The organism is Pseudomonas sp. NGC7 (assembly GCF_047159675.1).
Taxonomy (GTDB): Bacteria; Pseudomonadota; Gammaproteobacteria; order Pseudomonadales; family Pseudomonadaceae; genus Aquipseudomonas; species Aquipseudomonas kermanshahensis.
On the sequence record NZ_BAAFZY010000001.1, the window covers coordinates 644,670 to 656,507 of the forward strand.

Sequence of the window (11,838 nt, forward strand, 5' to 3'; positions counted from 1 at the left end):
CATGAGTACGATACTCGTACCCGGGCAGATCGAGGCCTCGGCGGTGGCGCCACCCTTTTTGCACCTGCCACCCAAGGGCTTGTTCGCCCTGCGCGCCGAGCGGCTGGAGCTACTCGCTGAAGATAATGCCCTTGGCGATTACCTGTGGCTGATCGCGCGGCTGTGCCACATCCAGCAGTGGCTTGTGGATAACCCACCTGGTGCTTTGCCTGTGGCCGAAGATCGCCAGCGCCTGTGCATAAGTCATGGGCTGCCGCCGCTGGCAGCCGACAGCCTGGTGCGCGAAGGGCCGTGGCTGGTCTGGCTGCAGGCGTTGCTCGATCAGTTCGGTGAAGTGGCCACGGGGCCGTTGGCTGAAGCGCTGCAGGCGCTGCGCAAAAGTGACGACGGCCAGCGCAAGGGCTGGGGCATCGCGTTGCTGGCAGGGCAGTTCGATGCCGTGCCGGCCGCGTTTGTGCCGTTTCTGGGCGCGGCGCTGCAAGCCGCCTGGTCCTATTGGCTGCTGGCGCTGCCGGCTTGCGAGCTCAAGCCGGCCGGCAGCTTGGCCCAATGCCCGGCCTGCGGGTCGCCAGCGTTGGCCGGTGTGGTGCGTAACCGTGGCAAGCATAACGGCCTGCGTTACCTGGCCTGCTCGTTGTGTGCCTGCGAGTGGCATGTGGTGCGGGTCAAGTGCGTGTACTGCGAGTCGAGCAAGGACCTGCGCTATACCAGCTTGGAGGATGATCGCCATGCGCCGGGCAAGGCGCCGTTGCAGGCTGAGTGTTGCCCGGGGTGCAACACCTACCTGAAGCAGCATTATCTGGAGAACGATGCCGCTGCCGAGCCGCTGGCCGATGACCTGGCCAGCCTGGCGCTGGATATCCGGCTGGATGAGGAAGGGTTTCATCGCCTGGCGCCAAACCTGCTGCTGGCGCCGGGTGGCGGGTGAGTGTCTACACTGCAAGATCGAGTCGCGCCCTTCGCGGGGCAAGCCCGCTCCCACAGGTACTTCGCTGTATTCGGAACCAGCAAGTTCTCAGTGGGAGCGGGCTTGCCCCGCGAAAGGGCCAGAACAGACAACGGATCATCTGAAGGTAGTACCTGATGTCTTCAAGCCTCGCCAACGACACCCCACGCCTGCCTTCCATCGACACCCTCCTGCGACATCCGGCCTGCCTCCCGTTGATCGACCGCCACGGCCGCGACGCTGTCCTCGCCACCCTGCGCCTACTGCTCGACGACCTGCGCGAGCCCGCCCATCTGGGCCAACTCAACACCGCCGAGTTGGCCGCAGAGGTACTGCTCGGTCGCACTGGCGAGCGCCTGGCTACCCAGCAACGCAGCCAGGTCCGCCGGGTGTTCAACCTCACCGGCACCGTGCTGCACACCAACCTCGGCCGCGCTCTGTTGCCGGAAGAGGCCATCGACGCCATGCAGACCGCCGCCCGTTACCCGCTCAACCTGGAGTTCGACCTGGCCACCGGCAAGCGCGGCGACCGTGACGACCTGATCGAAGGCCTGATCCGCGAATTGACCGGTGCCGAAGCCGTTACCGTGGTCAACAACAATGCCGCAGCGGTGCTGCTGGCGCTGAACAGCCTGGGGGCGCGCAAGGAGGGCATCATCTCCCGAGGCGAGCTGATCGAGATCGGCGGGGCCTTTCGTATCCCCGACATCATGGCCCGTGCAGGCGTACGGCTGCACGAGATCGGGACCACCAACCGCACCCATCCGCGCGACTACGAGGCCGCCATCGGCCCGCGCACCGGCCTGCTGATGCGCGTGCACTGCAGCAACTACAGCATCCAGGGCTTCACGACCCAGGTGCCTACCGCCGAGCTGGCGCGCATTGCCCATCAACATGAACTGCCGCTGCTCGAAGACCTGGGCAGCGGCAGTTTGCTTGACCTTACCCGCTGGGGCCTGCCCGCCGAACCGACCGTCCGCCAGGCACTGGCAGATGGCGCCGATATCGTCACCTTCAGCGGCGACAAGCTGCTTGGCGGGCCACAAGCCGGGATCATCGTCGGGCGCAAGGACCTGATCGCCAAGATCAAGAAGAACCCCCTCAAACGTGCGCTGCGCGTCGACAAGATCACCCTCGCCGCCCTTGAAGCGGTGCTGGCGCTGTACCGCAACCCGGACCGGCTGGCCGAGCGTTTGCCCAGCCTGCGCCTGCTGACCCGCAGCCAGGCCGAGATCCAGGCCCAGGCCGAGCGCCTGGCGCCCGAACTCAATGCCCGCCTCGATGGGCAATGGGCGGTCAGTGTGGAGCCGGCACTGGGCATGATCGGCAGCGGCAGCCAGCCGGTGGCGCGCCTGCCCAGCGCCGCGCTGTGCCTGCGCCCGCAGGTGTCGAAGAAGCTGCGCGGGCGCAGCCTGCATGTGCTGGAGCGCGCCTTGCGCGAGTTACCGATACCGGTGCTGGGGCGTATCGACGACGATGCGCTGTGGCTCGACCTGCGCCAGTTGGACGATGAAGCCCAGTGGCTGGCGCAGCTGCCTGCCCTGCAACTGGGGCCGGTGCAGTGATCGTCGGTACCGCTGGCCATATCGACCACGGCAAGACGGCGCTGCTGCAGGCCTTGACCGGGCAGGCTGGCGACCACCGTCAGGAAGAACGCGAGCGCGGCATGACCATCGACCTCGGCTATCGCTATGCCGCACTGGCCGAAGGTGCGCCACTGACCGGTTTCATCGATGTGCCGGGCCATGAGCGCTTTATCCACAACATGCTGGCAGGGGCGCACGGCATCGACCTGGTGTTGCTGGTGGTGGCTGCGGACGACGGCATCATGCCGCAAACCCGCGAGCACCTGGCGATCATCGAGTTGCTGGGCATTCCTCAGGCGTTAGTGGCGGTCAGCAAATGCGACCGGGTAGCGCCGGCGCGCGTAGCAGAAGTGCACGCGCAGATCGTCGCGCTGCTGGCGCCGGGGCCGTATGCAGGGGCCTCGCAGTTTGCACTGTCGAGCATCACAGGCGAGGGTGTGGAGGCATTGCGCCAGGCACTGCTGCAGGCGCAAGGGCGCGTGCGGCAGCGCAGTGTGCGCGGCGGTTTTCGCCTGGCCATCGACCGCGCCTTCGCGGTGTCTGGTGCCGGTGTGGTGGTCACCGGCACGGCATTGGCCGGCCAGGTCAGTGCGGGTGACACCCTGTTGTTGGGCAAGGCTGGCAAACCCGTGCGGGTGCGCGGCCTGCATGCCCAGAGCCAGGCGGCGCTGATGGCCGAAGCGGGCCAGCGGGTGGCGCTGAACATCGCTGCCGAGCGGTTGGCCGTCGAACAGGTACACCGGGGTGACTGGCTGGTGCCCGAATGGCTGCACGCACCCAGCGTTCGGGTCGATATCGAGCTGACGTTGCTGGCGGGGGAAACCCGCCCGTTCGAGCACTTCAGCGCTGTGCACGTCCACCTCGGCACTCAGGATGTGACCGCCCGCGTGGCGCTGCTCGAAGGTGAGGCACTGCTGGCCGGCCAGCGCATGTTTGCCCAGTTGCTACTCAACGCGCCGCTGCAGGCCGTGCATGGCGACCGGCTGGTGCTGCGCGACCAGCGCGCCCAGCGCACGCTGGGAGGCGGGTGGGTGCTTGACCCGTTTGCGCCCAGTCGGCAGCGTCGCAGCGAGGTGCGGCTGCGCCAGTTGCAGGTGCTGCGTGATGCCGAGGGCCTGGAGCAAGCGTTATCCGCCTTGCTGGATGCCGCGCCGGCAGGGCTCGACCCGCAGCGGCTGGAGCGGCAGTTCAACCGCCTGCGTGCGAGCTGGCAGTTGCCCGCGAATGTTCTGGTGATTGCCACGCGCCAGGGGCCGTTGCTATTTGCCCGTGCGACGTGGGATGCGTTGAAGCAGCAGGTGCTGGAGCGGCTGGCACTGTTTCATCAGCAGGAGCCCGACCAACTCGGCCCGGACCGCGACCGTTTACGGCGCTTTGTTGCCTTGCCGCTGGAGCGTCCGGCGTTTGTCAGCCTGCTGGATGAATTGCTTGATAAGGGGCAGATTGCCAGCAGCGGCCCGTGGTTGCACCTGCCCGATCACAAGGTGCAATTGAGTGAGGCCGATAACGCGCTATGGGCGCGGTTGGAGCCCCGCTTGCTGGAAGGGCAGTACGACCCGCCGTGGGTGCGGACGCTGGCCAGTGAATTGGGCTGCGCCGAAACGGATGTGCGCTTGCTGATGCGCAAGCTGGCCAGGCTGGGCCTGGTGCACCAGGTGGTGCGGGACCTGTTCTACCCGGCAGCGACGGTACAGCGGATGGCCGCGCTGCTGCTTGGCCAGGTGAGTGAAGCGCCGGTGGTGCAGGTGGCTGCGTTTCGCGATATGTTGGGCATCGGTCGCAAGCGCAGTGTGCAGATTCTTGAGTATTTCGACCGCATCGGCCTGACCCGCCGGGTGGCCGACCAGCGTTACATCCGCGCCGACAGCGCCCTGGCCCAGCAGCAGGCCAGGCACTGAGTTCAAGGAAGGCAATCGCGCCCGGTGGCGCGGCCGGGCTTCAAACCCGGTTGGGGACGGCAGCCGTTCCCGGGCAGGTTCGACTCCCGCTGCCTTCCGCCATTAACTTCTCCCTTTAGGGCCTCTTCGCGGGTAAACCCGCTCCCACAGGGGCTTTACAGTTCTTGAGACGTGCGCAGTACCTGTGGGAGCGGGCTTGCCCGCGAAGAGGCCCGAAAGCATGACGCTTAAGCCCGCTCTCCACACAGGTCCAGCGCAAACCACTGCTCAGCAGCTTCTGCACCCAACCCAGCCCCCAGCAGCGCAAACAGTTTGCCCAACGCTGCCTCACGGGTCATGCCGCCGCCACTGACCAGGCCAGCGCCACGCAGGCGGTTACCCGCCGCATAGGTATCGAACACCACCGACCCTTCCGGGCATTGGCTGATCGCAACCAGCACCACACCCCGCTGACGCGCCGCTTGCAGTACGTCTAGCAATGCCTGGTCACCCGAGGGCCCTGTGCCGCTGCCGTAGCACTCCAGCAGCAAACCTTGCACGCCGCTGTCGAGCACTGCCCGCAGATGCCCGGCCTGCAAGCCAGGGAACACCGGCATCACCGCCAGGTTGACCGGCTGGCGCGGGTGCTGGTAGCCAAGCTCGGCGGGCAGGGTGGTGGCACGCTCACCGTCGCGATGGCGCGGCAGCGCGGCAAAGGCATCGAAGGCCTCGCTGCGCAGTTTCGAGGCCCGGCAGCCGTGCAGCAACTGCCCGTGGAAGTACAGCTGCACGCCGTTTTCCAGGCCTTGTTCGAACTGGCGCAGGGCGCCGCACAGGTTGTCCCAGGCATCGCTGCGCGGTGCACCGGCCGGCAACATCGAGCCGGTCAACAGCACCGGCACCGGCAAGCCAAGCAGCAGGAACGACAACGCTGCGGCGCTGTGAGCCAGGGTGTCGGTGCCATGCAGGACCAGCACCGCATCATGGCCGGCAACGTCCACCGCCTCGACGATGGCATCGCGCATGGCCAGCCAGTTGTGCTGCTGCATGTTGGCGCTGTCGAGCAGCGGGTTCATTTCCTGCAGTGTCCAGTGCAGTTGGGGTGCATCGGCCATCTGGGCGAAATGCTCGCGCATCCGCGCCTCGAAACCACCCGCTGGCGCCAGGCCTTCAGGGGTTTCGAGCATGCCGATGGTGCCCCCGGTGTAGAGGACGAGAAGATTCTTTACTGCGCGCATGGAGATCATCCGAGGCGGTAAGCGGAGAAAGAAAAGCCGCCCGCAGGTGGGGCGGCTGGGCAGGGCAGGATATCAGCGCTGAAGCTGGGCTTGGCCCACGGCTTTGTCAGCGGCTGTTTCGGCCTGCGTATTGGCAGGCCAGGCATTGCGGTCCAGGTCCAGGTCGGCAAACTTGGCCGAATCGAACACTGGCTGCTTGATGCCAGCCTTGCGCTGATCATCGTAGTCGCGCATCACCCGCAGGCCGACCTTGAACAGCAGGGCCAGGGCGACCAGGTTGACGAAGGCCAGGCAGGTCATGGTGATGTCGGCGAAGGCGAACACGGTCGACAGGTCCTGCATCGAACCCCACACCACCAGCGCCAGCACCAGGCCGCGGAACAGCATCAGCACGGCACGGTTGCGTGTCAGGAACTGCAGGCTGTTTTCGCCCAAATAGTAGTTGTAGAGGATGCAGGTGAAGACGAACAGCGACAGCGCGACGCTGACGAACAGGCGCCCCCAGTCACCGACCACGGCGGCCAGCGAGTTTTGGGTCAGGACGATGCCATCACCTTCGAAGCCTGGGGTGTAGAAGCCCGACAGCAGGATCAGCAGCGCGGTGCAGGTGCAGATCACGAAGGTGTCGAGGAATACGCTGAACGCCTGGACCACGCCTTGCGCGCCCGGGTGCTTCACGGCCGCCACGGCAGCGACGTTGGGCGCACTGCCCAGGCCCGCTTCGTTGGCGAATACGCCACGCTTCACGCCCATGACGATGGCACTGCCCAGCAGGCCGCCGAACGCGGGGTCGAGGCCGAAGGCGCTCTTGAAGATGGTTTCCAGCATGGCAGGCACGTGCTCGATCTGGGTGCCGATCACGTAGAGCGTCACGCCGATGTAGGCCAGCGTCTTGACCGGTACCAACAGGTCAGACACGGCGGCGATGCGCTTGATGCCACCGAGGAAGGTGATGGCCAGCAGCACGGCCAGGACGATACCGGTGTGCTTAGGGTCGAAGGCAAAGGCGTTCTGCAGCGAGTGGGTCACGGTGTACGACTGCAGGCCAATGAAGGCGAAGCCGTAGGTGACCAGCAGCAGGATCGAGAACACGATGGCCATGTTCTTGCGCTTCAGGCCGTGCTGGATGTAGTAAGCCGGGCCACCACGGTACAGGCCGTCACCGTCTGCGCGTTTGTAGACCTGGGCCAGCGTGCATTCGAAGAAGCTGCTGGACATGCCCACCAGCGCGGTGACCCACATCCAGAAGACCGCGCCTGGGCCGCCCAGGGTCACGGCAATGCCAACACCGGCGATGTTACCGGCGCCAACGCGGCCGGCGAGGCTCAGCATCAGGGCCTGGAAGGAGCTCAGCTGGCCTGCCTGGCCACGCAGCGATTCCTTGAACACACCGAACATGTGGGCAAAATGGCGGAACTGGACGAACCGCGAGCGGATGGTGAAGTAACCGCCGAGACCGACGATCAACACGATGAGGAGTTTCCCTGAAAGGAAATCGTTGAGTACTTCGAGCATTAAAATGACCTCGATTCTTATTCTTCGTGTGGAATGACCAGCGGACGGCAGGCGCACCGCTATCGTTGGGGCGCATGTTTGGCTATGACAAGAGTGGTTACAATTTCGCGGGTTGCTCTGACTTGATGCGACTTGATGCTACACTTGCGCCATTCGCGTCACCTGGATTCTGAACATGAGCGATCATTTCGCTACCAACCTCAAACTGGCCTGCAGCCACTACCGCTCTATCTCGGAAGTTTGCCGACAGCTGTCGATCAACCGTGCGCAGTTCAACAAGTACCTCAGCGGCCAGAGCCGTCCGACGGCTTTCAACCTCAAACGCATCGGCGATTTCTTCGGTGTCGAGGATTACGAGCTGAACCAGCCGCCCGAGCAGTTCGCTCGGCTGATCGGCGCCCGTGTGTCGGCGGTGGCTGAACAGCCAAGCGACCCGATCAGCGAGTTGTTCCGCCCCTTGCACGAGCACGCGGGCAACCTGTCGCGCTACTGCGGCTATTACTTCGAGTACTCCAACTGCATGTCGGTACCGGGGTCGATCCTGCTATCGCTGGTGCACCTGCGCGAAGAGCGCGGCCGCTTCCTGTTCGAGCGCCAGGAGCGTCAGGAGCGCAGCAGTGCCACCGACCTGCATGCCGAGGTGCGTTGCCGCTACTTGGGCGCGGCGTTCCAGTTGCAGGACCGGATGTTCCTGATCGACTACGAGTCGCTGACCCTTAACGAGATGAGCCAGACCATCCTCATCCCCAGCTTCAAGAGCCGCATCACCCGCCTGAACGGCCTGAAGACCGGCGTTTCCAGCGGCGACCGACGCAACCCGGCCTGCACCCGAGTGGTGTGGGAGTACCTGGGCGAAGAGATCAACCGCATCAATGCCTATCGCCAGGTCAAGCTGTACCGGCCGGATGACCCGCGTATCGATGATGACGTGCGCGAGCGGTTGAGTGTGGGGCCGTTGAGTAATGGGCTATTCGAAATCGAGTGAGGGGTAACGCGTCACACATCGTCGAGGATGAACGTTTGCACCGCGTCCGCAACCTGATCCGCGATTGCCGGGGTACTGCGCAGGTGGGCGGCGATGCCATGGTCGCAGTCCGTAAGAAACAGGCATTGGAAACGCTCCAGTGAAACTGACTGCATCAGCGCGTGAGTGACTTCTTCAGGAATTGGGCTGTAGCGCTCGGTGCCGGCAACCCACAGGTTGCCTGCACTGGTGCCAGGCCCTTTGCCGAATCGCTGTGAGTTGAGCCCGTCATACTCGCCAATCACCATCAGTACTCTGCCCCGAAACCGACTGAGGAAGGCGTAGCTGTCGCAGTCCAGAAAACCGTAGGGCCTGCTGATGGCTGCTGTAAAGGTCGGGCCGAATGGCGCCTGTTGAGCGAGGTCTGGATAAACAGCTGGGCAGATCAATACAAGCCTGTTCACTTGCGGTAACTGCGCTGCGAGTTTCAGCGTAATTGCAGCCCCTAGGCTATGGCCTATCAGCGTCCGGCAGTCATTAGCGATATGTCGGAAAAAACGTCGCGCCTCTTCGAGATTGGTCGCTAGTGAAGGCAAATCTGCACCTGGCTCGCTGGCGAGACTGTGCCCTGACAGGTTTCCAGTTAGCGATCCGATACCTGCGGCTTGCAGGCGATAGAGCAGCGGGTTGAGCCGAGTGAAGTCCGAGCGCGCGCCCCCGATGACAAACACCGGGGGTGATTGCTCAAGATCAGGCACCAGCAATCGGGCTTGCTGTTGGTAGTTTCCGAACACTTCTTCGATGACTACTTCTTTGCCAGGTGCGGGTTCGTTGAACTGCCATTTCAATCGGTGATTGTGTCCGTTTGTACGTGCATGCTGCCCTCTTTTAAAGAGCCGATGATTGGTATTACGCAACGCAGATTAGGCTAGTTGCTGTTTTTGCCGTGTGCGCTGGCTCATGGCTTTTTTGAAGCCTATGAGATCGAGCGCCGCCCGGGCGGCGCTCGATTTGCGCACCACCTCAAAACCCAAGGCAAGCACCTGTCGGCAAAACGTGGCTGCAATTGGGCCATCCAAGCGGGTGGTGGCGAAAATTTGAAATCAACACTGCCGATGGTATTCACTAGGCCCTGGGTTGGACTTCCCCGCCCGGAAACCGCAAAATGACCCCTTTCCCTCAATCAACCTCTCCGGATCTGCTGACTCTATGCGTATGCGCCTAATGCTGTTGGGTGGTGGCAATGCCCTCGGGCAAGCGCTGATTCGTCTCGGGGCTGAAGAGGACATTGCATTCCTGGCACCGCGCCCGCCGGAGAACGGCTGGGACCCGGCCAGCCTCACTCAGCTGCTCGACGATCACCGCCCCAATGCCTTGGTCAACCTGGCCTATTACTTCGACTGGTTCCAGGCCGAGTCGGTCAGTGAACAACGCCTGGCTCAGCAAGAGCGGGCGGTGGAGCGGCTGGCAGAGTTGTGCCAGCACCACCAGATCACCTTGGTGCAGCCTTCGAGCTACCGGGTTTTCGACGGGTCGCGGGCCACGGCCTACAGCGAGAAAGACGAGCCGGTGCCGCTCGGCCTGCGTGGCCAGGCCCTGTGGCGCATCGAGCAGAGCGTGCGGGCGGCGTGCCCGCAACATGTGCTGCTGCGCTTTGGCTGGCTGCTCGATGAAAGCGTCGACGGTGCACTGGGCCGTTTCCTGACCCGGGCCGAACAACCCCAGGAATTGCTGCTGGCAGATGACCGCCGCGGCAACCCGACGCCGGTCGATGACGCTGCCCGGGTGATCCTGTCGGTGCTCAAGCAGCTCGATTGCAGCGCGCCGCTGTGGGGCACCTACCATTACGCCGGCAACGAAGCGACCACGCCACTGGCGCTGGGGCAGGCGATTTTGACCGAGGCTGGCCAGTACCGTCAGCTGGCGGTGCAGGCGCCCACGCCACAGGCCCATGCCGCGCGGCCGGACGCCAGCGAAGAGCCCCAGCACGCCGTGCTGGCCTGCAAGAAAATCCTTCACACCTTCGGTATCAAGCCCCGCGCCTGGCGCGCCGGCCTGCCGCCCCTACTGGACCGTTTCTACCGCCATGGCTGATGCCCCCATCCTGATCACCGGCGGTGCCGGCTTCATCGGCTCTCACCTGTGCGATGCGCTGTTGGCCAAAGGTTACGCCGTACGCATTCTCGACGACCTGTCCACTGGCAAGCGGGATAACCTGCAGATTACCCACCCACGGTTGGAACTGATCGAAGGCGATGTCGCCGATGCTGGGCTGGTCAGCCGTGCGGCCGCTGGTTGCGCTGCGGTGGTGCACCTGGCGGCCGTGGCGTCGGTGCAGGCTTCGGTCGAGGATCCGGTAAAGACTCACCAGAGCAATTTCATCGGCACCCTGAATGTCTGCGAAGCCATGCGCCTGCACGGTGTGCGTCGGGTGCTGTTCGCCTCCAGTGCTGCGGTGTATGGCAACAACGGCGAAGGCGAGTCGATTGCTGAAGAAACACCGAAAGCGCCGTTGACCCCTTACGCTGTGGATAAGCTGGCCAGTGAGCAGTACCTGGATTTCTACCGCCGCCAGCATGGTCTGGAGCCGGTGGTGTTCCGCTTCTTCAATATCTTCGGCCCGCGGCAGGACCCTTCCTCGCCGTATTCGGGTGTGATCAGCATCTTCAGCGAGCGTGCCACCCAAGGGCTGCCGATCACGGTGTTCGGGGATGGTGAGCAGACCCGGGATTTCCTTTATGTAGGGGACCTGGTGCAGGTGATGATCCAGGCGCTGGAGCAGCAGCAGGTCGAGGAGGGCGCGGTGAACATCGGCCTGAACCAGGCGACTTCGCTCAACCAGCTGTTGACGGCCCTGGAAAAGGTAATCGGCAGCTTGCCAGCGATCAGCTATGGCCCAGCCCGCTCGGGCGACATTCGCCATTCGCGGGCAGATAACCAGCGCTTGCTGACGCGCTTCGATTTCCCGGCGCCAACGCCATTGGTCGACGGCTTGTCCCGCTTGCTCGGCAAGGCCTGACCGCAGGCTCGGCAACGCACGCCGTCCTGTAGGAGCAGCCTTGCGCTGCGAAGAGGCCGGTGGCAGCAGTGAAGATCTACTGTGTTGCCACCGGCCTCTTCGCAGCACAAGGCTGCTCCTACAGGCGTCTTGGCTTGCCAGCCACGTGGCGCCGGGCTCAACCGTGCCGCACCACCGTGCGCTGGCAATCATCAGGCCCCAACACCCGCCCATCCCGAGCGCGCACTTGCAGGGTCTCGAGCGTTTCCCCTGTGGCGCGGTCCAGCAATGCCGATCGCGTTTCTCCCGCCTCGAACAAGAACTGCTCCCCCCACTGGCGCAAGGCGATCACCAGCGGAAACACCGAACGCCCTTTTTCGGTCAGCACATACTCTTTGTAGGCACTGCCATCCGATGCCGGCTGCAACGCCAACAGCCCACTCTCCACCAGTAACTTGAGCCTTGAGGCCAGGATGTTCTTGGCCAGCCCGAGGTTCTTCTGAAACTCACTGAAGCGGCGCAAGCCATCGAAGGCGTCGCGCAGGATCATCAGCGCCCAGCGATCACCCAGTACTTCAAGGGCCCGGGCTACCGGGCATTGTCCGTTCGTTTCGTCGAGCATCGTGCGGCTTCTCAAGGGTTCTGGTTGCAGATTAAAACCACATTTGCTAGAAATCCACATGTGGTTTTAATTTGAAACCAGATTGAAGGGAT

10 protein-coding genes and 1 tRNA gene are annotated in these 11,838 nt (G+C 63.9%); 7 read left to right on the forward strand and 4 right to left on the reverse strand.

Annotated features, from left to right (window positions below):
* Position 1: 1 nt before the first annotated feature.
* From fdhE to ACMCNM_RS02950, 4 genes are all read left to right on the forward strand, one after another.
* A complete protein-coding gene (gene fdhE, locus ACMCNM_RS02935; RefSeq protein WP_412763907.1) occupies positions 2-928 on the forward strand; it encodes a formate dehydrogenase accessory protein FdhE in 927 nt (308 codons plus the stop codon).
* 155 nt (positions 929-1,083) lie between these two features.
* Positions 1,084-2,511 carry an L-seryl-tRNA(Sec) selenium transferase gene (selA, locus tag ACMCNM_RS02940; protein WP_412763908.1) on the forward strand — a complete coding sequence of 476 codons (1,428 nt, stop codon included), beginning with the start codon at positions 1,084-1,086 and terminating at the stop codon, positions 2,509-2,511.
* Positions 2,508-4,430, forward strand: coding sequence for a selenocysteine-specific translation elongation factor (gene selB, locus ACMCNM_RS02945; protein ID WP_412763909.1), 1,923 nt, complete (start codon positions 2,508-2,510; stop codon positions 4,428-4,430). The genes selA and selB overlap by 4 nt, the downstream gene beginning before the upstream one ends.
* Positions 4,431-4,436: 6 nt before the next feature.
* A tRNA-Sec gene (locus ACMCNM_RS02950) sits at positions 4,437-4,532 on the forward strand.
* A gap of 125 nt (positions 4,533-4,657) precedes the next feature.
* Here the strand turns inward: ACMCNM_RS02950 and ACMCNM_RS02955 are convergent.
* Positions 4,658-5,647, reverse strand: coding sequence for an asparaginase (locus ACMCNM_RS02955; protein WP_412763910.1), 990 nt, complete (start codon positions 5,645-5,647; stop codon positions 4,658-4,660).
* Between the two features lie 72 nt (positions 5,648-5,719).
* On the reverse strand, positions 5,720-7,162 hold the full coding sequence (locus tag ACMCNM_RS02960; RefSeq protein WP_027594891.1) for an alanine/glycine:cation symporter family protein: 1,443 nt from the start codon (positions 7,160-7,162) through the stop codon (positions 5,720-5,722).
* A 175-nt stretch (positions 7,163-7,337) separates the two neighbouring features.
* Here ACMCNM_RS02960 and ACMCNM_RS02965 point away from each other — a divergent pair, with 175 nt between their 5' ends.
* Positions 7,338-8,147 carry a helix-turn-helix domain-containing protein gene (locus tag ACMCNM_RS02965; protein ID WP_027594892.1) on the forward strand — a complete coding sequence of 270 codons (810 nt, stop codon included), beginning with the start codon at positions 7,338-7,340 and terminating at the stop codon, positions 8,145-8,147.
* A gap of 11 nt (positions 8,148-8,158) precedes the next feature.
* Here ACMCNM_RS02965 and ACMCNM_RS02970 read toward each other — a convergent pair whose 3' ends face one another.
* The gene (locus ACMCNM_RS02970) at positions 8,159-8,974 is read right to left on the reverse strand and encodes an alpha/beta hydrolase (RefSeq protein ID WP_412763911.1); all 816 of its coding nucleotides are present in this window, start codon (positions 8,972-8,974) and stop codon (positions 8,159-8,161) included.
* A 361-nt stretch (positions 8,975-9,335) separates the two neighbouring features.
* Here ACMCNM_RS02970 and ACMCNM_RS02975 point away from each other — a divergent pair, with 361 nt between their 5' ends.
* Positions 9,336-10,220 carry a sugar nucleotide-binding protein gene (locus ACMCNM_RS02975; protein WP_033694227.1) on the forward strand — a complete coding sequence of 295 codons (885 nt, stop codon included), beginning with the start codon at positions 9,336-9,338 and terminating at the stop codon, positions 10,218-10,220.
* Complete coding sequence (locus ACMCNM_RS02980) at positions 10,213-11,145, forward strand: NAD-dependent epimerase/dehydratase family protein (RefSeq protein ID WP_412763912.1); 933 nt, start codon at positions 10,213-10,215, stop codon at positions 11,143-11,145. Before ACMCNM_RS02975 ends, ACMCNM_RS02980 begins: the two co-directional genes overlap by 8 nt.
* Positions 11,146-11,302: 157 nt before the next feature.
* Here the strand turns inward: ACMCNM_RS02980 and ACMCNM_RS02985 are convergent, their stop codons facing one another.
* Positions 11,303-11,746 carry a winged helix-turn-helix transcriptional regulator gene (locus ACMCNM_RS02985; RefSeq protein ID WP_085274023.1) on the reverse strand — a complete coding sequence of 148 codons (444 nt, stop codon included), beginning with the start codon at positions 11,744-11,746 and terminating at the stop codon, positions 11,303-11,305.
* Positions 11,747-11,838: the final 92 nt, after the last annotated feature.

Coding starts and splice junctions, on each gene's coding strand:
- fdhE (WP_412763907.1), top strand. CDS start 2: ATGAGTACGATACTCGTACCCGGGCAGATCGAGGCCTCGGCGGTGGCG.
- selA (WP_412763908.1), top strand. CDS start 1,084: ATGTCTTCAAGCCTCGCCAACGACACCCCACGCCTGCCTTCCATCGAC.
- ACMCNM_RS02955 (WP_412763910.1), bottom strand. CDS start 5,647: ATGCGCGCAGTAAAGAATCTTCTCGTCCTCTACACCGGGGGCACCATC.
- ACMCNM_RS02960 (WP_027594891.1), bottom strand. CDS start 7,162: ATGCTCGAAGTACTCAACGATTTCCTTTCAGGGAAACTCCTCATCGTG.
- ACMCNM_RS02965 (WP_027594892.1), top strand. CDS start 7,338: ATGAGCGATCATTTCGCTACCAACCTCAAACTGGCCTGCAGCCACTAC.
- ACMCNM_RS02975 (WP_033694227.1), top strand. CDS start 9,336: ATGCGTATGCGCCTAATGCTGTTGGGTGGTGGCAATGCCCTCGGGCAA.
- ACMCNM_RS02980 (WP_412763912.1), top strand. CDS start 10,213: ATGGCTGATGCCCCCATCCTGATCACCGGCGGTGCCGGCTTCATCGGC.
- ACMCNM_RS02985 (WP_085274023.1), bottom strand. CDS start 11,746: ATGCTCGACGAAACGAACGGACAATGCCCGGTAGCCCGGGCCCTTGAA.